This window comes from Vibrio sp. OPT24 (genome assembly GCF_015163545.1).
GTDB lineage: Bacteria > Pseudomonadota > Gammaproteobacteria > Enterobacterales > Vibrionaceae > Vibrio > Vibrio cyclitrophicus.
In genome coordinates, this window is record NZ_JADDYI010000022.1 from 45,054 (window position 1) to 69,682 (window position 24,629).

Consider the following 24,629-nt stretch of genomic DNA (forward strand, 5'->3'; position numbering starts at 1 on the left):
GGCTTCTTATGACAAACACGAATCAAGCTAGTCAAATTAATCAAGCAAGTCAGAGAAGCAGCCTCCTGGTATTGGGGGGAGCTCGTTCTGGCAAGTCGAGTTTTGCAGAGCAACAAGCATTATGTGCGTTGGAAGCATGTTCAAATGGACGCCTACATTATATTGCGACAGCCACTTATTTAGACGATGAAATGCGAGAACGAATCGCGCACCATCAACAACGTCGTGATGAGCTGTGGGCTGAGCATGAAGTACCCGTTGAGCTAGCCGAAAAACTGCAGTCTTTTGACCAAGATGATGTGGTGTTGATTGATTGCCTAACATTGTGGTTGAACAACGTCATATTTGAATTGGGTGATGACGCAACTAATGAACAGGTTGAAGCTGTGGTTGAAGTATTGGTCAAAAGCGTAGAGCAAAGCCCGGCGCAAATTATCATGGTTTCAAACGAAGTGGGGCTTGGTGTCGTGCCGTTGGGCAAAGTGTCGCGTTTATTTGTGGACAACGCAGGGCGCATGAATCAATCACTGGCTCGTGTTGTTGAGCGAGTTACATTGATTGCAGCAGGGTTGCCGTTGAACTTAAAACCGTCAATCCACTCTATACATTCCGAAGGTTAGGTCGAGTTCATGGAAAACGGAGCCATCAAAAATATCTATTTGCTCAGACACGGCAAGGTCGAAGGCAAAGCCGCGCTCAATGGTTTCTCTGACGTGTTGGTTCAGACTGAAATACAACAACGTATTTGTGAGTCGCTGATTGAGCAAAACCTCTTTCTGGATTGCGTTGTCACTTCGCCATTGAGACGATGCAGCGACTTAGCCAACTTATATGCGAAACGTATGGCTTTGCCTCTGTCGATTGAGCCTGAATTTCAGGAAATGAACTTTGGTGAAGTCGATGGTGTTGCGTTCGATGAGCTTGATGATAAATGGGCAAAGTTAGAAACTTTCTGGGAAGATCCCGCAAACCATCAGCTGTCTGGCGCTGAAAGTTTACAGAACTTCCATGACAGGGTTACCCAAGGTTGGTCGCAACTTCTGACCAATGAAAGTGACAATCTATTACTCGTTACCCATGGTGGTGTGATCCGAATGATCTTGGCACATTGTCTCGATATTGATTGGAAAAACCCGAGTTTGTATTCGAAGCTATCGATTGAGAATGCCTCGATAACCCATATTCAAATCACTCAGTTTGCACAGAGCTTTGTCAGCGTAAAGTCGATAGGGCTACCAGTTCTCTGAGTGTTCAGAAACATAGTTTAATAATTAACAATTTATTAAAAATATTAGAAGTATAAAGCGATGCTTACAATCGCTATTTACGTGAAAGGAATTTTGTCATGACAACACCTAGTTGGGATCTAAGCATCGCTTATCGCGATCTGGATGATGCGAAGATAGAACAAGATATTGAACTCATTCAGCAGTGTATTGAACTTTTGTATGTGCATGTTGAAAAGCGCCACATCATTCTAGCGATGCAAAACGCGATTCAAACTTCAGAAGCGGCAGGTACGTTACTTAGCACCATCAACACGTTTGCTAACTGTCACGCATCGGTAGACGCAACACATACTGAAGCGAAAGCATTGCTTGGTCGTGTCGCGAAACTGAACTCTGAGATGTCTCAAGCGTTCAGCCCTTATGAAGATACGTTAATTCATGCTGAGTCGGAATTTATCAATGCCGTTTTAGAGCATGATAGTGCTGATGTAGCAGGGCAAGGGTTTGCGATTGAAAGCTCTCGTAAACTTGCAAGTAGTAGACTGAGTGTAGCTGAAGAGCAGTTGCTAGCCGCAATGAAAGTCGATGGCCGCGATGCATGGGGGCGTTTATACGATAACCTGACGGGTTCTTTAAAACTGTCACTAAAGCTGGACGGTGAAGACGAAGCTCTAGGTTTTTCACAAGCCGCGAGTTTGTTGTATGGCAGCGAATTCGACAAACAAGAACCGGCATGGCGCGCGGTTCAAGGTGCAATGAAAACGCATCAAGAGTCGTTTGCTTCGATTCTAAATGCATTGGCAGGTTGGCGACTGACGGAAAACAAAAAGCGTTCGAAAATTAGCGATGTGCATTTCCTTGATCCAAGCCTGCATGGAAGCCGCATTGTACCAGAAACGCTAGATACCATGATGTCGGTGGCAAAAGCCAATCGAGCTGTTGGTCAGAAAGCAGGTTTGTTGATGGCAAGAGTTCACGGCTTGGATGAAATGAAACCTTGGAACCATTTAGCCGCGATGCCACCACTGGGTGACAATGAATCTAAAGTTTACCCATTTGATGAAGCGATCGAAGTGATCAAAACGGCTTTCTCTGAAGTCAATCCAGAGATGTCTGATTTTGTCGCATTAATGGTTGAGAACGGTTGGATTGATGCCGCGCCTGCTGCGAACAAACGCCTAGGTGCGTACTGTACTAAGTTTGCAGCCACTCGCACGCCATTAGTTTTCATGACTTGGAGTGGTAGTCGCTCAGATTTAATGACACTAGCTCATGAATTGGGCCACGCTTTCCATAACTGGGTAATGAAAGACATGCCATTGTGTCAAACTCGTTACCCAATGACACTTGCTGAAACCGCTTCGATCTTTGCTGAGAATATTGTTCGTGACCACTTGTTGAAGCAAGCACAAACACGAAATGAAAAATTGGAAATGCTGTGGGAAGAGCTCTCTTCTTCTTTGGCATTAATGGTGAACATTCCCGTTCGCTTCGAATTTGAAAAAGCCTTCTACGAGCAGCGTGAAAAAGGCGAACTGACGGCTCAGCAGCTTTGCGACCTAATGGAAAACACTTGGAAAGATTGGTACGGAGATGCAATGACAGAAGCCGACCCTTACTTCTGGGCGAGCAAGCTGCACTTCAGCATCTCTCAAGTGAGCTTCTACAACTACCCATACCTGTTCGGTTACTTATTCAGTAAAGGCGTTTATGCACAACGTGATTCTAAGGGCGAACAATTCTACGGTGATTATGTCTCATTGCTTCGTGATACTGGCAGCATGATGGCAGAAGAAGTGGTAAAAAAACACCTTGGCATGGATCTGACTGAAGCCGATTTTTGGCAACAAAGCATCGATATGGTCAAAGTTCAAATTGATGAATTTGAAAGATTACTGAATCAGAAAGATTAATTGATCTCAATCTGTTCATCGCGGGTAAGAGCTGTGTTAGCTTACGTGGCTCTTATCTTGCTGAAATGACTAAACTTAAAATGATCATCTAGAACAGAATTAAAAAATCATTATTTGGAACAGACGTCGGTTTGTTGATAAGCAAGAAATCTAAAATATATGGGCAGTATTTGTGAGTGATAACGGAGTTTCTGTTGATAAGTGCGATCCTAGCAACACAATTTCTATGTACAATTTATTAACATACGGCCGTGCAATTAAGGAGTAGCGCATGACGAAGACCCTCTTTCGCCAATCATTTCTTTTTGACAGCCTAGATCTTGAGCAAGAAGTGGTTGCAGGACAGACCGTACTGAGTAACGGTGTTCAAATTAAGCTTCATCAACGCGGTGTATTGGAAGTGATTCCCGCAGAGTACAATTCTGAAACCAAAAACATCATCTTTTCAACAGGTGTTCATGGTGACGAAACCTCTCCAATGGAGCTTATCGATAAGCTCATTGAGGATATAGAAACAGGCTTTCAGGAAGTGAACGCGAGATGCTTGTTTATCATCGCTCACCCTGAAGCAACCAACGCGCATACCCGTTTTCTTGATGTGAATATGAATCGTCTGTTTGATGAAAAACAGCACGAGAGCAATCGAGAAGTGGATATTGCGAAGAACTTAAAGTTCTTAGTGACTGAGTTTTATAAACAAACGGAACCTGCCACTCGCTGGCACCTCGATCTGCATTGTGCGATCCGCTTGTCTAAGCATTATTCGTTCGCCGTGAGCCCCAAGGTTCGACACGAAGTTCGCAATAAAGAGCTGTTTGATTTCATTAATAGCGCGCATGTTGAAGCGGTGTTGTTGTCGAACGCACCAACCAGCACCTTCAGTTGGTACAGTGCTGAAAATTTTGCAGCTCAAGCACTGACAATGGAGCTAGGGCAGGTCGCGCGAATTGGTGAGAACCAGCTTGATAAGCTCACTGCTTTTGACCTGGCGATGCGCAACCTGATTGCTGAAATAGAACCAGAGCATTTGCCAAAGAAAACCATTACCTATCGCGTAAGCCGAACGATTGTTCGTTTGCACGATGACTTTGATTTCATGTTCTCTGATGACGTTGAGAATTTTACCGCGTTTAAGCACGGTGAAGTGTTCGGTCATGATGGTGATAAACCATTGATGGCGAAGAATGAAAACGAAGCCGTGGTATTCCCAAATCGCAACGTGGCTATTGGTCAACGAGCGGCCTTAATGGTGTGCGAAGTTGAAACACGATTCGACCACGGTCAGCTTGTGTACGATTAATATCCAGTCGGATTTAATCGACTAAAACAACTACTCAACTGGTTGAAATATCAAGGTTCACATTACGGTGTGAGCCTTGAGTTTATTTGGGTATACAGGTAAGGTTACGCGAACATTTTCAAAGTAGCTTGATATGGATTTCCAACAACTTCTTCACCAAAAACAGCACAAATGGACGCGAGCCATTTATTTGATGGCAGCATTGCTTGTCGCGCTGAGTGCAATTTACCTAATGGTTGGCGATCTCTTCATTTCCCCTCTGGGCACCTTGTCCACGTTAGAACAAAAACTACTGATTGATTTACGCTTACCTCGACTATTGGCTGCTATTGCTATCGGGGCTGGATTAGCCGTTTCAGGCGCAAGTTTGCAAGTCTTACTCGGTAACGTATTAGCCGAACCCGGCGTGCTTGGTATTTCCGGTGGCGCGAGCTTGGCCATGGTGATAGTGCTGTTCTTCTTACCGTTTGCTCCAACTCCAGAACTGTTCATGATTGCTGCCGTTTTAGGCTCGCTCTGTTTCACCGTGATTCTGGTGAGCATGGTCAAAACGATGCGACTGACCACGGCCAAATTATTGCTGGTGGGTGTGGCGTTAGGCATTCTTTCAGGCGCGATGGTGACATGGGCATTCTATTTTAGTGATGACCTAAGCCTTCGCTTGCTGATGTATTGGTTAATGGGCAGTTTGGGTGGTGTGACTTGGTATCAACACTCGCTTACCTTAGTGATGATTCCCGTGATTATTTGGTTGTGTCTGCAAGGTAGCAAGCTCGATAAGCTGATGATTGGCGAGACTCATGCTGCGCAATTGGGTGTTAACGTTCCGAGATTACGCTGGCGCTTGATCTTCGCTGTCTCTATTTTAGTCGGCTGCGCAGTAGCTTTAGGTGGCGTGATCAGTTTTGTTGGTTTGGTTGTGCCACACTTGTTGCGCTTAGCGATTGGTACTGACAACAAATACCTGCTTCCTTTGTCCGCGGTTGCTGGTGCGGCACTGCTGGTGTTTGCTGATATTTGTGCGCGTACATTACTTGATTCTGCAGAATTACCTTTGGGTGTGATGACCACCAGTATCGGTGCGCCTATCTTCATTTGGATGTTAATCAAAAATCATGATTCAAATTAAGAGCCTGAGCGTAGGCGCTCGTTTATTACCGCTATCATTTGAGCTCAAGCAAGGGCAGGTGACTCATGTCATCGGTCCTAATGGCAGCGGTAAAAGTACCTTACTAGAAGCGATATCTGGTATTGGTGATGGTTACAAAGGCGATATAAAGATCGATGAGCAAGACTTATCTGTGTTGTCGTTACAAGACTTATCATTACACCGTGCTTATCTGTGTCAAAGCGCAAGGCCTGCCTTCAACTTAGAAGTGTTCCAATATCTCGCGCTCTCATTACCAAGTTCATCACATGGACTTAATACTGAAATCAACGCAGCTTTGGACGAAATAAGCCAGATGTTGGACATCACAGACAAACTTCATCGTTCAATTCAGACACTGTCTGGAGGTGAATGGCAACGCGTACGTTTGGCCGGAATGTGCCTGCAAATTTGGCCGACGCTTAATCCTTACGCAAAGCTGCTGATCCTCGATGAACCCGCAGCTCCGTTGGATATTGCTCAAGAAGGCTTGTTATACAAGCTGATTGATCGAGTGGCAAAGAAGGGCATTGCGGTGATCATGGCCAATCACGACCTGAACAGAACCCTAAGACACGCAGACCAAGTGTTGTTGCTCGACAAAGGTGTACTTCAAGCATCAGGTAGTGCAGAACAAGTTCTTACTCCCGAGCAGCTGGAGTCGGTGTTCAATACGCAAGTCAAAAGCATCTCTGTAGATTATCAAACCTATCTGCTATTTGGTTAGAGAGGGCGTTTGCTAAAGGTCATTGGGTTAAAGACGAGTGAGTAAAGGATCAAATATGTTTAGATACATCCAAAGACGACGAATCAAAAAGGTCATTAAGCTACTGTCTGTAAGGTTGGTAAAGAGCTATGGAAGCCGTGACTTCTTCTCAATTGGACAAGTTGAAACGAGTTCTCGCGAGTTGAGTAAGCGTCAACAACAAATCGCATTGGCTTTGTTTGCTGATTCACAAGATTTAGATGTTGAATTAGTTCCCACTATCCAGCTGTTACGTAATGATGTGTCTAATGACTTCTTCGGTGGCGAGAATTACACCGCACGTGATGTGCTCAATCTCTTGGGTGGAGGCGGCTGGAAGGGCGGTCGTATGGACGATGACATGTCACATCGCTTTGGTATGAACAGCCGCTACTAACTCTCTTCTTATTACTGAACTAGTGTACAACTCGTGCAGTGTACTTAGTGTCTAGCTCCAAAGCTCCAAAGCTCCAAAGCTCCTTAATCATTAAGTCGCTTTTTTATGCATCTCGGATGGTTTTTCCTCTATCAACACGGAATACTGAAATTTCATAATTCGAAGCAACATCATCTATCTACAACGCTTTTGTTTGAGTTGTGTGACTCTGATTCCTATCAGTATAAAACCCGCTGTCATTGATATAATTGACGTATATATTTTTCGTTGTTCTTTAAGTCAGAAACTATAAACCCTCGAATTACAGTGCTGGTTGGTTAGTAACCAATTAGTTTTGTGTTTAGGGTAAAATAATAGAGAGTGGGAAAGTGACAACAATAAATAATAATATTCTAAAAGTAGCAGTAGGTATGGCTATGCTATCGAGTGTGCCGTCAGTGGCAAACGCTCATGGCTGGTCTGAATTTCCAAGCGCACGTCAGAACACGTGTTACGAGCAAGGCGGGGTTTGGTCAGGTACACCACCCAATGCTGCATGTGCTCAAGCAAAAGATATTTCGGGTTCATATCCGTTCGTTCAACGTAACGAGTACGCGAAAAATATCCAAGATTTCAACAACATTAATGCTGTAAAAGCGGCGATTCCTGACGGCACTTTATGTTACGCCAATGATTCGCAAAAACGCGGCATGGGTGCACCTCATACAGGCTGGACTCGCACTGAGCTTAATACTGGTACATTTGAATATGTATTCAATGCGACTGCGCCACACAATCCGTCATTTTGGGAGTTCTACCTAACGAAACCAAACGCAGATCTAAGCAAAGGCCTAGCGTGGGGTGACTTAGATCTTATCCAAGAAGTGGGGAATGTTCCTGTAAGCGGTGGCAAATATCGTATCAACGTAACGATTCCTTCGGACCGCTCTGGCGACGCAATCTTGTATGTGCGCTGGCAACGTGATGATTCGGCGGGCGAAGGTTTCTACAACTGTTCAGACATCACTATCGCGGGTGGCACAACCCCTCCGCCAGAGCCGGGTCCTGAACCTGATCTGGTACGTGGCGACCTATTCATTTCAGAAATTTTTGGTACCCCACAAGTTGGCGACACCGTTAAGTACGACATCATCAACAAGTATGGTGAAGTAGCGCGTAGCTTCGACATCGCTATCGACGCTTCAAACGTTAACGATTGGGCTCGCTTGTTGGCTTCAGAAATTAACGGCTGGCATGAAGAGTTTAAAGATGGTGCGATTTTCATTGGTGATTGGCATGCTGAAATGCAGCACTACATGTACTTTCAAAACGATCCTTCACGTAACTTCTTCAACTCAAAAGATAGCCGTGCGTCAGGGAAACTAACATTGATTGATGGTGGTGACGGTGGTGTTGAGCCATTGAAAGGTGACATCTACGAGCTAGTGAAGAGTGATAATGTAGTGAATGCTGGCGACAAAGTTGTGATTGCAACAAGCGAAGCGGCAAATCTAATTCAGACACAAGGCTCTTCAGTAAGTATTCAAAATAACGGCACGGCTTCTATCGTAGTTGATACCACTGGCATCACTGCTAACGAAACTCTATCGTTTATGGCTAGCTCGATTGAAAGCGAGAGTGTTGAAACCTTCACTTTTGAAGTAATTTCTGATGACGGTGGCGTAACACCAGACCCAGATCCAACGCCGGATCCAGATCCGACTCCTGACCCAGGCACATGGGATTCATCAGCGACTTACCTAGGCGGTGAAGTAGTGACTTACTCGAACCAGTCATGGAAAGCGCAGTGGTGGGTTCAGGGTGGTACAAACCCTCAAGCAACATACGAAAGCGACAAATGGGGCGTTTGGCGTCCAGCTAACTAGTCTTTGTTTTAAAGATACTAATTAGCTTAGTCAAAACTACACAGTAACATCAGCACCATGCTTTATAAGTGTGGTGCTTTTTTGTGGGGTATAAGTAAAGCATGATGCGATATCGTCATGAAAATAATAGTACTGAGTCGACTGTGAAGTGAATTGTGTTTATCTTTATTAGTTCAAGTCTGACTAAAGAGTACATTGGGTTAACGGCTGGTTTTTTCGATGTTCCCATTTACTACTCCATCGAGTGTATCCAAGCCTCAGCTTTTGCGTTTTGTAATGTGTTAGCGAATTATTCCAGAATAAGGTTTTCTTTAATCTTATCGTTAAGATACTCCTGAACAAAATCTGGTGTAATGAATTCGACGAATGAGTCATCTAGATAGCTTGTCTCTAGATGACTCAGCTCTAGATAATGGCAATCTAAGTGATCAGCACTTGCGTAGGTGGGAATCGCAGAAAATAAAACGATACTGATCGCTGCAGCGATATTAATGACTTTGTTACGTTGAGGAGTCATTTTCATAGTAGTGCCCTCGAAAGGTGGGCAAATCCATCTGCCTATGAGAATTGAATCTGGGATGTTTAGAAGTCGTAAGACAAACCAAGCGTAATGATATTGTCGTTGTCGATCGGGCCCATCGATTGGCCGTTCAAGTAAAGGTCACCTTCGTTGGTATTAAAATAGGTGTATTTCACGTAGGGTGTCCAGTCGTCGATGCTCTTAGAAAGAACGACTTCGTGTTCATTGGTTCGGTAATCGCCTTGATGAAAGATAACGTTGTCATCGTTGTGAGTAAATCCGCCATTGGAGCCATCACTGTTTTCGTGAGTGTATTGGTAAGCTAAATCCCAACCGGCGAGTGAGTATCCCGCACCAGCGATGAATTTATTAGTGTTAATCGTGCCATCGCTTACATTTTCGAGTACTTGACCTGATTGGTTGTACCCCAATCCACTGAATACATTGAAGTTGTCGTTCACTTGATAATCGATAATACCTTCGATTAATAACTCTTCACCGTTGTCCCATTTGCCGATCTCTCCGTATAGGTTGAATGTGAAGGACTCGCTGATGTGGAAATCGTGCCCGTAACCCGCAGCCAACCAACCCTGGTCATCAAAACCTATATAGACTTGTCCATTTTCTGACGTATCGATCAATGCGCCAGCTTCTGTGGTGTAGATACCGTTATCAGCCGCATTAGAGGCAACGTTTTGTTCTATGTAAACTTGAGTCGACGTCGCAAATGCTGCGCTGCTTAGTAATGTAAGCGGTAGTGCAATAAGGTTAAGTTTGTTCATGGATTCTCCAGTGTCGTTCTATTGAATTAACTTGCTGGAGAGTATGAGATTAAACTGAATTTATATTAATAGGGTTAACTTTAGTTAAAACCTCAGTTTCATTTATGTTTTCTTAATGCCGATTTGATTGCTTCGCGGGTTTTGATGTGTTGCTCGTCATTAGCATAACGGCGGTGATAGAGCATCCGAAACGTTATCGGTCTTAATTTGATGGGGATAGCGTGAACGCGTAGGCCAAGCGCAGGTGCTAGCATTTCTGCGAAAGAACGAGTAGAAGCGGCGATATAATCCGTCGTGCTTGTCAAAATCAGCATGCTCGAAATTGAGCTGGTTTCAATCCTGACTTTTCGCGGCTCGATATCACTCTCTGATAAGAACTCCACCGTGTTCATGTTGGCGCGTTTAATCTTGAGCGCAATATGTTCCTCTTGGAAATATTCTTCTTTACTTAGTGTCTCACCAATTCGAGGGTGGTTAATTCGAGTCAGACACACGGGTTCCTCATCGACGATGGTTTCTTCAATCAATGAGTGTTTCTTACTCGAAAGCACATCAATGACGATATCCACTTTTTGTGCAGTAAGTGCATCAAACAGTTCTTCCTCTTCGAGCGGCGCTTCCGTGAAGCTTACTCCTTCAACCTGACTAACGAAATGAAGCAAGCTCTCCGTGCAATAGACTTTAAGGTCATCCTTTTGCTGCTCAACCGTTCCAATGATGTTTAATGGGTCTTCTATCTTATTAGCCAGTGATACTGCAGCTCCAGTAGGTGCGATACCTCGTCCTTCTCTCACAAATAAAGCTTTGCCCACGACACTTTCGAGTCTCTTAATAGCCGCGCTTACCGCGGGTTGAGAAATATCGAGCTGCTCTGATGCCACGGTGATAGAGCTGTGTTTGTAAACGGCCAAAAATGTCGTCAGTAAATTTAGGTCCATATTCAGTTCCCTCTATTCTTGCTGCTACTCATCCGGATCATTATGGAGCACTTGTTAACACATAAATGAAATGGAGGTTTTAAGTGAAGTTTACACTATATATCAAGGTTCTGTTTATTAATAAACTTGTTTGCATCGGAGTGGGGAAGGAACTTCATTCATTTACTTAATACTCAGATCGATAGGTGAAACTATGAGAACTTTCGCAAAATTATCAATCATCTCTACAGCAATAATCATCACGACAACGGCTTTTGCTGCTGACCCAATGATGCAATACAACACCAAGAAAACGAACTCTGATATTCAAAAACTCGAAAAATTCGAATATCACGAGGGTGAAACCCTTGAAGAGTACTTGAATTCTCAACCTAAAGGGAATTTGTACTCTTCAGAAGAAGAAGTGCTTTCTGTGTTAATGGGTGGTGTAAATAATGGTGATTATCGCAAAGAAACCAGTTCAGGTTGGAAAGAAGGTTTGATGTTTGAAGGCATTGCACCTTATGGCGATCATATGGTGTCGGGCGCGAACTGGTTCCCACGCACTGAAGAAGTTCAGCCGGATGAAATGCGAGTCACGTTCATGGGGACATCACCAATGATTCGCCCGGGGCAAGCAAATACGTCGATATATTTAGAACTGGGTAATGGCTCTAACTTTGTCTTTGATTTAGGTGAAGGTTCTATTGCGAACTACGTAGCGGCGGGTGTCGCGATGAATGAACTCGACCATATCTTCATTACTCACTTACACGTAGACCACTACGGTTCGTTACCTTACCTGTATCAATTTGGCGGTTGGAATGGTCGCTGGGAAAAGCCGCTTAACATTTATGGCCCAAGTGGTGCGACTCCAGAATATGGCACTCGTCATATGATTGAAGGTATGCAGCAAATGTTGAACTGGCACACCGACGCATTTGATGTGTTCCCATCAGGTAACGACATTGTGGTACACGAGTTTGATTTCCGCGACGACGGAGGCGTTATCTATGACCAAGACAATGTGGAAGTGATTCACTGGCGCCGTAGTCACGCGAAAGACGGTGCATCAGGTTACCGCTTAAATTGGACTCAAGATGACGGTCGAGTGCTGTCGTTTGTTTGGACTGGAGACGGTCGCCCAACGGAGCTGGATTTAAAATACGCAAAAGGCGCTGATTTGTTTATTACTGAACTGCAAACAGAAACCTTCGGTGTGTCTTCAATTATTCAAGGTGTGCCGCCATTCTTGGCGAGATACACGGTCGATACTCACCATACACCAGCGTACGCAGCGGGTTATGTGGCAAATGAAGTTCAGCCTCGTTTGTTCATGACAACCCACATGACATTCGACCCATACCTCAATGAGGAGACTGTTGCTGAGGTTCGTCATCATTGGCAAGGGCCTTACCACTTCGGCGCACCAGATGGGATTGTCGTAAACATGACCAAAGATAATGCGTGGGTTCGTGAAGGTATCTTACCTAATTTCCCGAATGCGCGAGCGCCACAATTTGATATGGCAGATGGGTCTGACTTTAGAATCCCGTTGCCGAAAAACAGCCGTGAAGACATACAAGAACAAGAGATTCGTGACTTAGAATTGGACCCGAAACTGTACTACCCAGAAGGCTACCATCCAGAACTGTTAACTGAATGGCCAGTCGACCGTGACATTGTGATCCCCGCTGAACAAGTACCAGAAGCAATGAAGCAAGGTATGAACACCAAGCAAGAATACATGGATCGAGTGCGTGCTCACCACAACCTTGAGCGCAAATCGGTCAGTCGTCCAACTGAGCCTGGTGAACGGGCAGGAACTGATAACAAATAGGATACTTGTAGTGAGGGCTGATGTGCCCTCACATCCTAAAAACTTAGGAAGCAGCTCATTCTCTTACTCAATCATAAAAATTATTGCTAGCAACATATTTGATTAGAATATCTGGAGTTCATTATGAAAAAATCAATTTTAGCGGTCGTTATCCTTTCTTTAGTGGCAGGGTCTGTTTTCGCTAACGGACAATCAAATGCTCACAACTACCAACCTGGTGCGACGAATAACTCAGAACGTTTAGCGGATATTGATCCTAACTACGAACTGAACTTACCTTCAGAAAAAGGAGGCTACACCATGTACGACAACCAATCCATGTCAGATGGCGGGACCTACACAACGTATGTCAAACCGAATCCTTCCGATGTAATGCATGTCGCCGATGAAGGCTCACTAAAAATAACGCATGGAGAAGGTGGCGTCATTATGACGGAATACACCACAAAGAATGGGCAACACACGTTTTCAGTAATGTGCGGCTACACCTCGGGTCCATCATACTGGGCTGACGGAAAACCAGCGAAGGTATGTGAAGACGCGCAAGCATTAGCCGTAGCATTGGAAGCCAAAGGCGAATGGGAAATGAACCGCATGGCTTACACTATCGCACCAGCAAGAATCGTGGTTGATAAGTAATTCTTGTTTGCTGAACGCTCTTTATATCGAGTCTCGTTATTCAATCATATTGATTATTTGTAGTGAGGCAGAGGGGTACTCAGGCTTAAATGCTTTTGAAGTTCCCATCCGCTCATCTCACTATACAAGAAGACAAGTCAACCAACTAAACGAATTTGTATTCGAAGATACAGAAGGTCTATCCCATGAAAAATACCATTAAGCTACTGGCTATCGCATGTGTTTTGCTTACTCCAATGCTTGTCGCCGCTGCCGAACATAATCACAGTCACAATCATTTTAACCCAGCACTAGAGCAACTTGGCGACGACATTATTAGTCTAACCGTGTGTTACAAAAATGGTCATCTATCAGAGGAGAATCAAGAACCTGCTTTCATGAATCTTATCAACCACGCTAATGTAGAAGGTGAGGAGTTGGGGATGTACTACATGGATAAGTTGGGCCCTAAAGCTGAGCAAATCATGAGTGATGATGAGGCTCGTCGCTTATGGACTGAAGATTATTGTGCTGATTTGACTGACACTTATTTGGACTCAGACAGGTTAGCTCAAAGAGCTAATGAATATCAAGGTCATTCCCACGACCATGGGCATCACCATAATCATGATCACCATGGACATGGCGATTTGACGCCAGAGGTACTTGAGCAAGATATCGAGCGAGGGCGTTTACTTAGTATCAACTAAGCCCAATAAAATAAGTCCATCTAGCCTATTGTTAAATATTTACTATTTGTTAGTGTGTCTAGATGCACATTAAGGATGTGTTTCATATTTAGCGAGACAATAGTAGGAGTTGCGATGAGTATTATCGTGAGACGGTCTGAGCCGTCAGATGCAAAGGGAATCAAAGAAGTTTACGAATGCACTAATGCTTATACCGGTACGTTGCAACTCCCAAACCCATCTCTGGAAAGCTGGCAGAAGCGAATCTCCAATATGCCTGATAATGTCTACTCTTACGTCGCATTACTGGAAGGCGAGATTGTTGGAAATTTGGGCATGGAAGTATGTGTAAATCCGAGAAGGCGACATGTCGCTTCATTTGGCATGGGTGTTAAAGACGATGTGTTAGGCAGAGGTGTTGGTAGTCAACTGCTCGCAACAGCAATCGATCTGTGTGATAACTGGATTAACATCAAGCGAATGGAATTAACGGTCTATACCGACAATGAGAGAGCGATTAATCTCTACAAGAAATTCGGCTTTGTTATTGAAGGGGAATCGGCAGGGTTTGCCTTTAGAAACGGCGAATATGTAGCGGTTTATCATATGGCGCGACTGGTATAACATTCGGCTACAACTCAAACAGCTAAAATTAACTGACAGATAATAAAACGCCACGTTATTTAAACGTGGCGTTTGTTGTTTAGCTAACCAAAAAGTGAATAATTTATAAATCTAAAAGATTCGCTTAAGCCGTTAGTGGTTCAAGATTTGCAGGTCGGTAGTGTACTGATTTAAGTACTTTACCTTGGCGAATCGTCTTACCTTCAGATATAAAATCTTCTGCACATTTAGCGATGATGTATTCGCCTTTTTGAACCGCCATCAGTTTGATGTTTTGTTCAGCATAGAAAGCTTCTGTTTCTGCGTATTCTGTTTCGTTACGACATACTTTGCTCATGTTGCTTGAATGTACTTCGTCCCAGCAAGGTAAAAAGTCGATCGAACGGTTATTACAAACATTCAATAGCAAGTCGATCAAATAGCTGATCGCTAGGTTATCTTCAACCTTAGCTTGGCCAAGGTGAACTAAACGCCCCATCAAAACATAAACGCTGTCTACGATAGCGTCAGCTTGCTCAATCTTAGAGTCAGCTTCAGCTAGTTCTGTTAGTTCTTCTATCGCTAGAGATGTATGTAGCGTATCGCCTTTTTCGTCCATTGTTTCAGGATCAGCAACCGGCAGATCAAAAGTGCTGCGGAACTCTTCAATATCGCGGTAAAGGTGATCGTAGATTTCTTGGTTTAGTTGAGAAAGGTTCATTTTCCTATCCATTTTGTTTCGTTAATGAATTATTTTACCAAAGCTAGGAATAGGGTGCTAACGCAAAGTAGAAGAAGTCGACCTATATTCGTTTGACCAATGAGGTATTTTGCATAAAAACCAATTGATTATTATGTTTTTTTACCTTTTACTCTCCTTTATATACCAAATGTTAATGTTGTCATTAAATTCGACAGCAATGAGATCCAGTTATGTATAAAGCTAGTGAAAGCGAAATTGTTATACGACGCTTATATCAAATTACTAATGAGTACCGAAAAGGTTTTGATACCCAGATCGCTCAGCTGCTTATGATGGGACTCGAACGCTTTGATCTAGATATTGGTATTCTGTCAAAAGTAGAAGGCAATCACTACCGAGTTGAACACTGCATTGCCCCTGACGGCGTGGAACTGCAAAGTGGTGATACTTTTGATTATCGGTCGACCTACTGCGAAATTACGTGTAAATCTATCGGCCCTATCGGTATAGAACATTGTGGTAAACATGATAAGTATGCGACTCATCCTGCTTATCAGTCTTTTGGATTAGAATCCTATATAGGCATTCCTATTTTCGTTAACGAAGAGCTTTACGGCACCCTAAACTTTTCAAGTCCTAGACCTTACTACAGAGAATTCAAAGAGTTCGATATAGACGTAATGAGATTAATGGCTTCATGGATAGAAGTGGAGCTAGTGAGAAGGAAACAGGAACGCAAACTGCAAGAGTTGAACGAAAAGCTAGAATACCAAGCTTTTTATGATCCCCTGACTCGTTTACCCAATAGACGTTGCTTATTCCGGACTCTTAATATTGAAGTAGAAAAACTGAAAGGCTCTACTGGAAGTGGAACGCTTGCGGTGGTGGACATCGATTTATTTAAGCAAGTCAATGATACTTATGGCCACCAAATGGGTGATAACGTGTTGAAAAAAGTCGCTGATATACTGCGCAATAACGTTAAAGCTGGGGAGTTCGCCGCTCGCTTTGGAGGCGAAGAGTTTGTTATTTGGTATCCTCATGCTACCCCTGCTCATGTGGAAGATAAGATCAGGATTTTGCTTGAGAAGGTGAAGGCGATTACGCTCGATAGAAAGCCGGTCACCATCTCCGTAGGTGCGTGTCATTTTGAAATGAGTGCGGGCGAGAGCAAATCTGAAAGAATGTCGGCATTGGATTCTTTGATCAAAGTGGCTGACGATTGTTTGTACATGGCAAAAGAAAATGGACGAGATCAGTTTGTTGCTCGTCCATTTTATCAAGAGCGCTTAGGTTCGTAAGTTAAAGTTTGGCGATTTATTACGGTATACTGCCTTTAAGCCTTAGAGATTAACTGAACAGATATGGGAACAGCTTACGACGTTCTTCCTGCGTTAAAGATTCAACTCTCGCGATGTTGGTATCAGGGATCGCTTCAGGGTTAGGGTAGTGCTTCAGCACTTTTTCCATGCTTGCTTCGCGAATTAAGTGGTAAACCGGATAAGGAGAACGATTCGTTAGGTTCTCATCGTCTTCTGGGTCTGCGCCACCAAAACAGTAGTCTGGATGGAAGGTGGCCACTTGATAAGTACCTTCCCAATCTTCTTGTTTGATCAGGGCTTCAATCCAATCAATGAACATGTTGTAGTCGAAAAAATCTTGTAGCATGTTAGGAACAACCACCAAAGTCGTCTCTAACTCGGCAACCGGTGTGTTATCTAACTCAACAAAATGCGTCATGATGTCTTCTAGTAACACTTCTTCGGTTTCTGCTTCGCTCACAAAGATCTTTATTTGCTTATTCCGTTGTGGCTTAGCTGCGAATGGACACAGGTTTAGGCCAATAACGACATCGTCTAACCACTGTTTTACTTGGTCGTGGATGGTTTGAAGATCAGTGCTTTGAGTGTTCGACATAACAGGTTCCGAAATGAAATTTTGCGTAGGATATCAGAACGGACGTTAATCAAAAGCAATAATTGAGTTACAAACTCAGTCATACCTATGCTTGTGCGAGTTTGGAAGCCGATACTTGTAACTGTTTCAACTGATAGACCCATGCAAAAATCGCAACATAGAAGATAGAGCCGCCCGCAATTACGCCATTCCAACCGAATAGTTGCCAACAATACAAGAGTAAGAAACCACCCAGGCTCCCGCCTATGTAATAGTGGACTAAGTAAAGTGCGGTTGCTGTGGCCTTAGCGCTCGGCGCTTTTTGACTTACCCAAGAGTAGGCAAGGGTATGGGCGAAGAACGCGCCGCCGCTAATCAATAACAAACCAGCTAACATGAATGGGACTTTATCGACCGCAGAAATGAGCATTCCGATTAAGCTAATGCACACGCCCATCAAGATACCGTTTAGCGGATCAAAGCGAAGCGTCCATCTGTTGGAGAGCTTAGAACTGACCGTTCCGGCCAAGTAACATAGGAATATCAGCGATGCTAAACCCACAGGTACTGAGTGAGGATCAGAGACCAACCTAAAGCCCATAACCGAATACAGGTTAACGAACAGGGCGAAGTTAGCGCCACCAATCAACATCGCGAGCCTTAAAGTACGGTTTTTTGAATGCATAACTACCGAGCGGTTATGGTGAAAGAACAGCCCTTTCTGCGGTTTGAAGTTTTGTTGGTCAGGCAGGCTATACGCAATATAGAGTGCACCAAGCAAAGAGCCGACAACGAAAAACAAAACCGTTGAGTGCCAGTCAAAATAATCCGTAATCAAGCCTCCCAATACACGTCCGAAAATCCCCCCCAGTGAGTTCGCTGCAATATAACCACCAATTGCCACCGCAAATGCCTTAGGAGATAGCTCTTCAACCATATAAGCAACAGCTACTCCAGCAAACGCAGCGACAGCAATGCCCATAAACGCCCTTGCAATTACAAGTTGCAACAGAGTTGTTGTGAATACCATGGTTAGCCCAATTAGAGGAATCGCAAATAGACTGAACAAGATGATAGGTTTTCGGCCAAAGGTTTCAGAAGCGATTGCCCAAGGCACCAAGCTGATGGAAAGTCCAAGTGTTGTCGCGGCAAACAGCCAGTTGATCTGAGTTTCCGATACTTGGAAGTGCTCCGCCATGTGCGGCAAGATTGGCTGGAAGAGGTAAAGGTTACAGAAAATGATAAACGAGCCAATTGCCAATGATTGGGTGATGCGTTTGTATTGAGGACTGCCTTTATCAAACATTTACGTTGAGCCTGCGCGAGTTAGTAAGCTATTTGTGAACAAGTTATCAGCACAAGCGTGATTAAAGAAATATATTAAAAATATCACCTCTATATATTTAATATATCGCCATGCTTGAATCAAAACCACTTCGTCATTTCTTAGCTGTTGCGCAGTTTGGTAACTTCACTCAAGCCGCCAAAGCGCTGCATATCGCACAGCCTGCATTGAGTATCTCCATTAAAAAACTAGAACAGACACTCGAGTTAATTCTGTTTCGTCGCGGAGATAAATCCGTCACCTTAACGGAAGAGGGAAAGGTGTTGTTTGAACATGCGAAGCGGATATCCCAGCAGTTCGATGATGCTCAACTTGCGATGAATGAGCTAAAGGGACTAGAAAAAGGCGAGGTTCGATTAGGCGCTCCGAGTATGATGGGGAGCTACTTTTTCCCGCAAGTCGTGATGGCATTTAAGAGCCAATACCCAAATCTAAAGTTGACGTTGATTGATGCTGGCACCGCATCGATTCGTGAAATGCTGTTAAACGGCGAACTCGATATTGGTGTAATTAATCATGAGAACGTCCCTGATGATTTGGAAACGGATCATCTGTTAAGTTCTGAGATGGTCGCCGTTGTCGGTAAGGAGCATCCGCTAGCACAACAGCTTTCGATGACCTTTGAAGAGTTCTTTGCTCAAGAGCTAATCATGTTCAAATCAGGCTATTTCCATCGTGACTTTATTGATGCGACCTGCAAGAAATACAACCTCGATATGACTATCGCGTTCGAGACCAACTTGCTTCCTATGATTCTTTCTATAGTTAAACAAGAGTTTGCGATCACCGCACTTTTGAGCTTAGTGACGGAATACGAGAAAGATGTGGTAGGTGTGCCATTTAAAGACCCTGTAAAACTGAATCTGTCTTTGGCCTGGAGAAAGGAAGGGTATTTGTCGAAAGCCGACAGAACCTTTATTGATTTCGTTAAGCGGTATGTGTGATTTAGTAAGATTTAAATAAACAAAGCCCGAACATCCTCGATTGGATATTCGGGCTTTGTTGTATAGAAGTATGACTGGCTCAAAACACGTTAGGTGTTCTTTGAGTTATACATCTTATCGAAGTTTTTCTGATTCCAGCCGACCATCACTTGGTCACCGATTTTCAGCACAGGGATAGAGCGAGCACCCATTGCCTGTAACTCTTTACGACCACGCTGCATTTTTGCATTCGTTAGACGATATTCAATTTTCTTGGAGTCCAAATAGCGTTGCGCATCTTTACAGTGCGGGCATTTGTCTGCGACGTACAATACAACACGTTTCATTTTTACAATCTCTTTTTGAGTCTAGCTCTTGGTGAATCTCACTAAAGTGTAACGAATCCTAGGTGATTAGAAAAGTGTGATCAGTTACACTATGCGGCTCAATTTTCAAGACCACAACGTATTGTCGTGGTGTAACTTGTACGGTCTTTCAGCATGCATCCTTCTTTACGCTATATTCAAGGCTATCCTAAGCACATTATTGATCCTGTGACTCAACTTGTTGAGTCGGGTAAATTGGTGACGTGGTTTGAAGCTCGCTACCCAAAGAATCATGGAATAAAAAGCGAGAAAGCCCTGTTTGACTATGCGATTGAGATAAAAAATCGCTATATGAAAAAAACACCGCCGATTAGCAAAGTGGTTTACGACGGTAAGATCCACCTAATCAATAATGCACTAGGTCTTCACACTTACGTTGCTAAGAATCACGGTGGAAAGATCAAATCGAAGAACGAGATTCGTATCGCCAGTGTTTTTAAAAATGCACCAGAACCTTTGCTGAGAATGCTTGTGGTACACGAACTGGCGCATATCAAAGAGAAAGAGCACGACAAAGCCTTTTACCAACTATGCTGTCACATGGAACCGGAATATCATCAACTTGAGTTGGATGCCCGTTTATTCATGATGTATTTAGATTTAAAGAAGTAGCCCAATGAGCCAATCACAAAATAGAACTACGCTAAGCCTGTCGAAAAACAGCACTTCATCAGTAAAAACAAAAGACAATCAAAATAAAGAAGATAGCGACAAGCGTATTTCTACAAAGAACACATCTGATAAAAGTCGCAAGAACAGCGTATCTAAAGGCGCTGGTAATAACAAAGCAAAGCGACCTTTTGCTAAAGATAACAAAGGGAAGCAGGGTGCGAATAAAGGTTCATTGAATAAGGGTTCTTTCAATAAAACGGCTTTTAACAAAAACGCAGCGCAGAAAAGACGTTCCGCTGAAAAACCTCAAGGCGGATTGCACCCAAGAAATCAACATACAGGCCGATACGATTTTGACCTGTTGGTCGCAGCACTGCCTGAATTGAAAGAACACCTGATTAAGAATCCAGTAGGGGAAGATACGGTTAACTTTTCTGATCCTCTGGCGGTCAAGCTTTTGAACAAAGCCTTACTTGCCCATCACTACGGTGTGAAGCATTGGGATATTCCTGCGGGTTACTTGTGCCCGCCAATTCCTGGCCGTGCTGATTACATCCACAGAGTGGCAGATCTCCTGAATAGCGATGGCCAAGGTGAACCTTATAACCATGCTTCTGTTAAAGCGTTGGATATTGGTGTTGGCGCGAACTGTATTTACCCAATCATTGGCGCGACAGAGTATAAGTGGCGCTGTACGGGGACGGATGTAGATCCTGTCTCAGTAAAAACAGCAAACTTCATTGCGGAGAGTAATGCGAACCTAAAAGGTAAGATCCGTACTCGCTTACAAGCTGACTCTGAATCTATCTTTAAAGGTGTAATTAAGGATAATGAGCGTTACGATGTAACTATCTGTAATCCTCCTTTCCATGGTTCACAAGAAGAAGCCGATCAAGGGTCGCAGCGTAAGTTAGATAATTTAGCGGCGAACCGTGCAAAGAAAGCAGGGCAATCATTCAAGCCTGAAGCGAGAAAAGCGCCTACTAAGCAAGATAAGCCAACATTGAACTTCGGTGGACAAAAAACGGAATTATGGTGTCCAGGTGGTGAAGCCGCATTTATCTTGAAAATGGCCAAAGAGAGTCAACTTTTTTCGACTCAGGTATTGTGGTTTACAACGCTAATTTCTAAGAAAGACAATGTAGATATGATCCGTTCAGAACTTGGCAAGCTCAGAGCAAAACAAGTGAAGGTGGTTGAAATGTCACAAGGCCAAAAAGTCAGTCGCTTCGTTGCTTGGACATTTATGGACGACGAACAGCGTCAACAATGGATCGAATTGAAATAACCAATCCAGAATTGAGGTAACCAGTTCAAAACCGACCTCTAAAACTTACAACGGGCTTGCTGATATTTTCAGCAAGCCCGTTTTCGATCTAATTATTCAATCATCTAAAACCTAAGCCGTTTTAAACAGAAAGCAGCTCGTCTAATTCATTTTGATACTTCTGCTGTAATGCGCTGTTACCGGCTTTCATTTCTAGTTCGATTAAGATTTGAAGTGAGGGTACTTGATAACCATAACGCTGGTGGAATTTAAACAGACGCAGCCGAGCATCGTTATAATCCTTAGTACTGACTTCTATCTTAGAGAGCTGAAGAATTGATTTTACGCGGTTTGGATCGTGGTCTATGGCTCGGGTGAAATAGTGCTTTGCTTGCTCTGTATTGCCGGCTTTAAAAGCACAAAACGCGGCATTTTCATAACTTGCAGATACCAAGTAATAGTAGGGTTGATCAATGGCACGATTGAAGAACTTGTCTGCTTGTTCAAATTTACCTTGCTTGCACAAAAACGTACCATAGTTGTTCAACACATTACCGTTTTTGGAGCCTAGTCTCAGAGCTTTTCGGTAAGTCATTCTCGCTGCGTCCACTTCACCAACTTTTTCATAATAATGTGCCATCGAAAGTCGTGCGCGGTAATAGCTTGGAGCATGCTTGACTGCGAGTTCTAGGTTTTCACGCGCTCTCACCATATTGCCTTGTCCCATGTAGCCCAAGCCCAATTCGATTCGAGATTCCGACATAGCGATAGGATCACTTTCAATCTTTGGTGGACCTTCAGTGACAGAGACGCAACCGACTAATGAAAGCGAGGCGAGGAGTACCATACTTGATAATGAAAGGGGGCGGGATAACGAAAAGGGTTTAGGTAATAATGGCTTGGCAGGCATGTGAAGCTCCTTATGAACACCAACCCATCATATGAAATCAAACCCATTGAAGTGGTAAATCTATTATGGAATGCGACCCACACACCATAAAAAAGCCGCGCCCAATTCGGTGTTTTATCAACAACCTAATGAACGCGGCTTTATATGTTTGTGAATCGGAAGAAAAAACTTAATCGTCTTTGGTAAAGTTGTCTTCGCTGAAGTGATCCAAATCGTAAGGCGTTTGTTGGTAAACGCAGTAGTTCAACCAGTTTGAGAATAATAAGTGACCATGACTACGCCAACTTGCAACGGGCTTATTGTCTGGATTGTTGTTCGGATAGTAGTTGATTGGAATAACCGGCTCCATCCCTTCGCCTAAGTCGCGGATGTACTCATTGTGAAGCGTATGAGCATCATACTCAGGGTGACCCGTTACGAAGACATTTCGTTTGTCTTTGGTTGCGGCTAAATATACGCCTGCAACATCTGAAGTCGCGAGAACATCGAGATCAGTATGCTCTGCTAAGTATTCCTGAGAGAAATCAGCATAGCGAGAGTGCGGAGCTAAGAATGTATCGTCGAAGCCACGTAATATAGGGTGGAATGGATTGTGTATCTCGTGGTTATAAACACCAGACAGCTTCTCTTTACGAGTGCGCTTTGGCAGATCATATAAGAGCTTTAAGCCTGCTTGAGCGGCCCAACATACATACAAAGTAGAAGTGACATGTTTGTTTGCCCATTCCATGATTGTTTTTAGATGGTCCCAATAGATAACATCTTCAAATTGAACCAAACCAAGTGGTGCTCCAGTGATGATCAGTCCATCAAAGTTGCGGTTTTTTACCATCTCAAATTGACGATAAAAGTTATCAAGGTGCTCAGTTGGCGTGTTTTTACTTGGTCGGTCATCAATGCGCAACAGTTCTACATCGACTTGCAATGGGCTGTTTGACAGTAGGCGTAAGAATTGAGTTTCAGTTTCAATCTTCTTCGGCATTAGGTTGAGGATCAAGACTCGAAGTGGACGAATTTCCTGTGTCGATGCTCTTGATAACGGCATAATAAAGATGTTTTCTTCACGAAGAACATCGGATGCTGGCAATTGGTCTGGAATGCGAATAGGCACAGCTTTCTCCCTAAGCTAGATATGTAGACGTCTATACTTCTAAATCTATAGTAGTTTGATACGCTTGTCGACATGCAAAGTGGATAGATGTAAATATTTTGTGTTTTATACCAGTTGAGATACCGAGTTTCTTGGAGAACTGAAGTCTGGTCTTTCAAACGTAAACTTGGCGTTATAGCTCAGTGCGTCGGTTTGAAAACTGGCAGATTGCCAAATGTCAGTTATCAAAGCAACTCGTTGGCATTTAAGATAAACTCACGCTTTTAAACAGACCATAAAGTATCTGATGAAGTTAATACTCATTCGAGGGTTGCCCGGTTCTGGCAAGTCAACAAAAGCAAAAACCTACGATGCACTCCACGTCGAAGCCGATATGTATTACGTGAATGAGAAAGGTGAGTACCGTTTTGACCCTAAGCAGTTACAGCAGGCACATAAGTGGTGTCAGAACACTGTAGAAAACGGCTTGAAACAAGGGCTAGATGTGGTTGTTTCGAATACCTTTGTTAAGCATTGGGAAATGAAGGCCTACCGCCAACTTGCACTCAAATATAAAGCAGAATTGGTTATCGAAGTGTGCCGAGAGCAATATGGCAGTATTCACGATATTGAACCGTCAGTGATTAAACGTATGGCGAAAGACTGGCAAGAATAGCCGTGTTCGGGGTTTAATGTCTGTACTCATAGTGAATGACAAACAACATCAATTATATAGAACAACATCAAGGTAATGATTGAAATGGCAAAGCGCTCTGTCATGGTCGACATGACTTCTTATGGTATCTATTCCACTTGGGATTCCAAATCAAAAGATCTTCCAAAAATCCAAGAGTTCACCACCATTGTCGACGCTGAAATCGATGTCGAATTTGGTTATATTCTGAATATCAAAAAAGCCAAAGGTGAGAAGA

General features: G+C 43.5%; 27 protein-coding genes. 18 read left to right on the forward strand and 9 right to left on the reverse strand.

The features are described 5' to 3' along the window. The first annotated feature begins 8 nt into the window (after positions 1–8). From cobU to IQO02_RS07900, 8 genes are all read left to right on the forward strand, one after another. On the forward strand, positions 9–620 hold the full coding sequence (cobU, locus tag IQO02_RS07865; protein ID WP_010441201.1) for a bifunctional adenosylcobinamide kinase/adenosylcobinamide-phosphate guanylyltransferase: 612 nt from the start codon (positions 9–11) through the stop codon (positions 618–620). 9 nt (positions 621–629) lie between these two features. After that, positions 630–1,247, forward strand: a complete 618-nt coding sequence (locus IQO02_RS07870) for a histidine phosphatase family protein (protein WP_010441200.1) — start codon at positions 630–632, stop codon at positions 1,245–1,247. A 98-nt stretch (positions 1,248–1,345) separates the two neighbouring features. Further along, positions 1,346–3,142, forward strand: a complete 1,797-nt coding sequence (locus IQO02_RS07875) for a M3 family oligoendopeptidase (protein WP_016799757.1) — start codon at positions 1,346–1,348, stop codon at positions 3,140–3,142. 271 nt (positions 3,143–3,413) lie between these two features. Further along, positions 3,414–4,442 (forward strand): succinylglutamate desuccinylase, encoded by a 1,029-nt coding sequence (locus tag IQO02_RS07880; RefSeq protein ID WP_010441198.1) that lies wholly within the window; start codon positions 3,414–3,416, stop codon positions 4,440–4,442. Between the two features lie 133 nt (positions 4,443–4,575). Continuing rightward, positions 4,576–5,571: a vitamin B12 ABC transporter permease BtuC gene (gene btuC, locus IQO02_RS07885; protein WP_010441197.1), complete on the forward strand. Its 996-nt coding sequence runs from the start codon at positions 4,576–4,578 to the stop codon at positions 5,569–5,571. Continuing rightward, positions 5,558–6,316 carry a vitamin B12 ABC transporter ATP-binding protein BtuD gene (gene btuD, locus IQO02_RS07890; protein WP_010441196.1) on the forward strand — a complete coding sequence of 253 codons (759 nt, stop codon included), beginning with the start codon at positions 5,558–5,560 and terminating at the stop codon, positions 6,314–6,316. Before btuC ends, btuD begins: the two co-directional genes overlap by 14 nt. A 55-nt stretch (positions 6,317–6,371) precedes the next feature. Beyond that, a complete protein-coding gene (locus IQO02_RS07895) occupies positions 6,372–6,731 on the forward strand; it encodes a DUF6559 family protein (RefSeq protein ID WP_010441195.1) in 360 nt (119 codons plus the stop codon). A gap of 410 nt (positions 6,732–7,141) precedes the next feature. Beyond that, on the forward strand, positions 7,142–8,596 hold the full coding sequence (locus tag IQO02_RS07900; RefSeq protein ID WP_029203035.1) for a lytic polysaccharide monooxygenase: 1,455 nt from the start codon (positions 7,142–7,144) through the stop codon (positions 8,594–8,596). Between the two features lie 289 nt (positions 8,597–8,885). On the opposite strand, the gene IQO02_RS07905 is transcribed toward IQO02_RS07900, so the two are convergent. The 3 genes from IQO02_RS07905 to IQO02_RS07920 form a co-directional block, all read right to left on the reverse strand. Then, entirely contained in the window at positions 8,886–9,119 is a 234-nt protein-coding gene (locus IQO02_RS07905; protein WP_016788735.1) for a hypothetical protein, read from the reverse strand. Positions 9,120–9,178: 59 nt separating this feature from the next. After that, a complete protein-coding gene (locus tag IQO02_RS07915) occupies positions 9,179–9,898 on the reverse strand; it encodes a hypothetical protein (protein ID WP_016799755.1) in 720 nt (239 codons plus the stop codon). A gap of 98 nt (positions 9,899–9,996) precedes the next feature. Continuing rightward, a complete protein-coding gene (locus tag IQO02_RS07920; protein ID WP_016788733.1) occupies positions 9,997–10,836 on the reverse strand; it encodes a LysR family transcriptional regulator in 840 nt (279 codons plus the stop codon). A gap of 193 nt (positions 10,837–11,029) precedes the next feature. On the opposite strand from IQO02_RS07920, the gene gntH reads away from it, so the two are divergent. From gntH to IQO02_RS07940, 4 genes are all read left to right on the forward strand, one after another. Beyond that, entirely contained in the window at positions 11,030–12,655 is a 1,626-nt protein-coding gene (gntH, locus tag IQO02_RS07925) for a guanitoxin biosynthesis MBL fold metallo-hydrolase GntH (RefSeq protein WP_016799754.1), read from the forward strand. A gap of 123 nt (positions 12,656–12,778) precedes the next feature. Next, positions 12,779–13,294, forward strand: coding sequence for a hypothetical protein (locus IQO02_RS07930; protein ID WP_016799753.1), 516 nt, complete (start codon positions 12,779–12,781; stop codon positions 13,292–13,294). A 185-nt stretch (positions 13,295–13,479) separates the two neighbouring features. After that, positions 13,480–13,983 (forward strand): hypothetical protein, encoded by a 504-nt coding sequence (locus tag IQO02_RS07935; RefSeq protein ID WP_016788730.1) that lies wholly within the window; start codon positions 13,480–13,482, stop codon positions 13,981–13,983. A 114-nt stretch (positions 13,984–14,097) separates the two neighbouring features. Then, positions 14,098–14,586, forward strand: a complete 489-nt coding sequence (locus tag IQO02_RS07940; RefSeq protein ID WP_016784503.1) for a GNAT family N-acetyltransferase — start codon at positions 14,098–14,100, stop codon at positions 14,584–14,586. A 124-nt stretch (positions 14,587–14,710) separates the two neighbouring features. On the opposite strand, the gene IQO02_RS07945 is transcribed toward IQO02_RS07940, so the two are convergent. Next, positions 14,711–15,286, reverse strand: coding sequence for a nucleoside triphosphate pyrophosphohydrolase family protein (locus IQO02_RS07945; RefSeq protein ID WP_010441189.1), 576 nt, complete (start codon positions 15,284–15,286; stop codon positions 14,711–14,713). A 212-nt stretch (positions 15,287–15,498) separates the two neighbouring features. On the opposite strand from IQO02_RS07945, the gene IQO02_RS07950 reads away from it, so the two are divergent. Further along, the gene (locus tag IQO02_RS07950; RefSeq protein ID WP_010441188.1) at positions 15,499–16,569 is read left to right on the forward strand and encodes a diguanylate cyclase; all 1,071 of its coding nucleotides are present in this window, start codon (positions 15,499–15,501) and stop codon (positions 16,567–16,569) included. A gap of 49 nt (positions 16,570–16,618) precedes the next feature. Here the strand turns inward: IQO02_RS07950 and IQO02_RS07955 are convergent, their stop codons facing one another. Beyond that, the gene (locus tag IQO02_RS07955) at positions 16,619–17,185 is read right to left on the reverse strand and encodes a DUF1415 domain-containing protein (RefSeq protein WP_016793541.1); all 567 of its coding nucleotides are present in this window, start codon (positions 17,183–17,185) and stop codon (positions 16,619–16,621) included. Between the two features lie 85 nt (positions 17,186–17,270). Beyond that, on the reverse strand, positions 17,271–18,470 hold the full coding sequence (locus tag IQO02_RS07960; protein WP_016793540.1) for an MFS transporter: 1,200 nt from the start codon (positions 18,468–18,470) through the stop codon (positions 17,271–17,273). A 110-nt stretch (positions 18,471–18,580) separates the two neighbouring features. Here IQO02_RS07960 and IQO02_RS07965 point away from each other — a divergent pair, with 110 nt between their 5' ends. Then, complete coding sequence (locus IQO02_RS07965) at positions 18,581–19,453, forward strand: LysR family transcriptional regulator (protein ID WP_016788727.1); 873 nt, start codon at positions 18,581–18,583, stop codon at positions 19,451–19,453. 89 nt (positions 19,454–19,542) lie between these two features. Here IQO02_RS07965 and IQO02_RS07970 read toward each other — a convergent pair whose 3' ends face one another. Beyond that, complete coding sequence (locus IQO02_RS07970) at positions 19,543–19,779, reverse strand: glutaredoxin family protein (protein ID WP_004734934.1); 237 nt, start codon at positions 19,777–19,779, stop codon at positions 19,543–19,545. 153 nt (positions 19,780–19,932) lie between these two features. Here IQO02_RS07970 and IQO02_RS07975 point away from each other — a divergent pair, with 153 nt between their 5' ends. After that, positions 19,933–20,430: a YgjP-like metallopeptidase domain-containing protein gene (locus IQO02_RS07975; RefSeq protein ID WP_016768041.1), complete on the forward strand. Its 498-nt coding sequence runs from the start codon at positions 19,933–19,935 to the stop codon at positions 20,428–20,430. Positions 20,431–20,434: 4 nt separating this feature from the next. Then, the gene (gene rlmF, locus IQO02_RS07980) at positions 20,435–21,718 is read left to right on the forward strand and encodes a 23S rRNA (adenine(1618)-N(6))-methyltransferase RlmF (RefSeq protein ID WP_016793539.1); all 1,284 of its coding nucleotides are present in this window, start codon (positions 20,435–20,437) and stop codon (positions 21,716–21,718) included. Positions 21,719–21,839: 121 nt separating this feature from the next. Here rlmF and pilW read toward each other — a convergent pair whose 3' ends face one another. Together pilW and metA are read right to left on the reverse strand one after the other, a co-directional pair. Next, positions 21,840–22,607, reverse strand: coding sequence for a type IV pilus biogenesis/stability protein PilW (gene pilW, locus IQO02_RS07985; protein WP_016793538.1), 768 nt, complete (start codon positions 22,605–22,607; stop codon positions 21,840–21,842). A gap of 169 nt (positions 22,608–22,776) precedes the next feature. Continuing rightward, positions 22,777–23,718: a homoserine O-acetyltransferase MetA gene (gene metA / locus IQO02_RS07990; RefSeq protein ID WP_010441172.1), complete on the reverse strand. Its 942-nt coding sequence runs from the start codon at positions 23,716–23,718 to the stop codon at positions 22,777–22,779. A gap of 286 nt (positions 23,719–24,004) precedes the next feature. Here metA and IQO02_RS07995 point away from each other — a divergent pair, with 286 nt between their 5' ends. Beyond that, positions 24,005–24,373, forward strand: coding sequence for an ATP-binding protein (locus tag IQO02_RS07995; RefSeq protein WP_010441171.1), 369 nt, complete (start codon positions 24,005–24,007; stop codon positions 24,371–24,373). 84 nt (positions 24,374–24,457) lie between these two features. Next, positions 24,458–24,629 (forward strand): DUF3859 domain-containing protein (locus IQO02_RS22105; protein WP_228006031.1); only part of this gene is annotated, 172 nt, incomplete at its 3' end.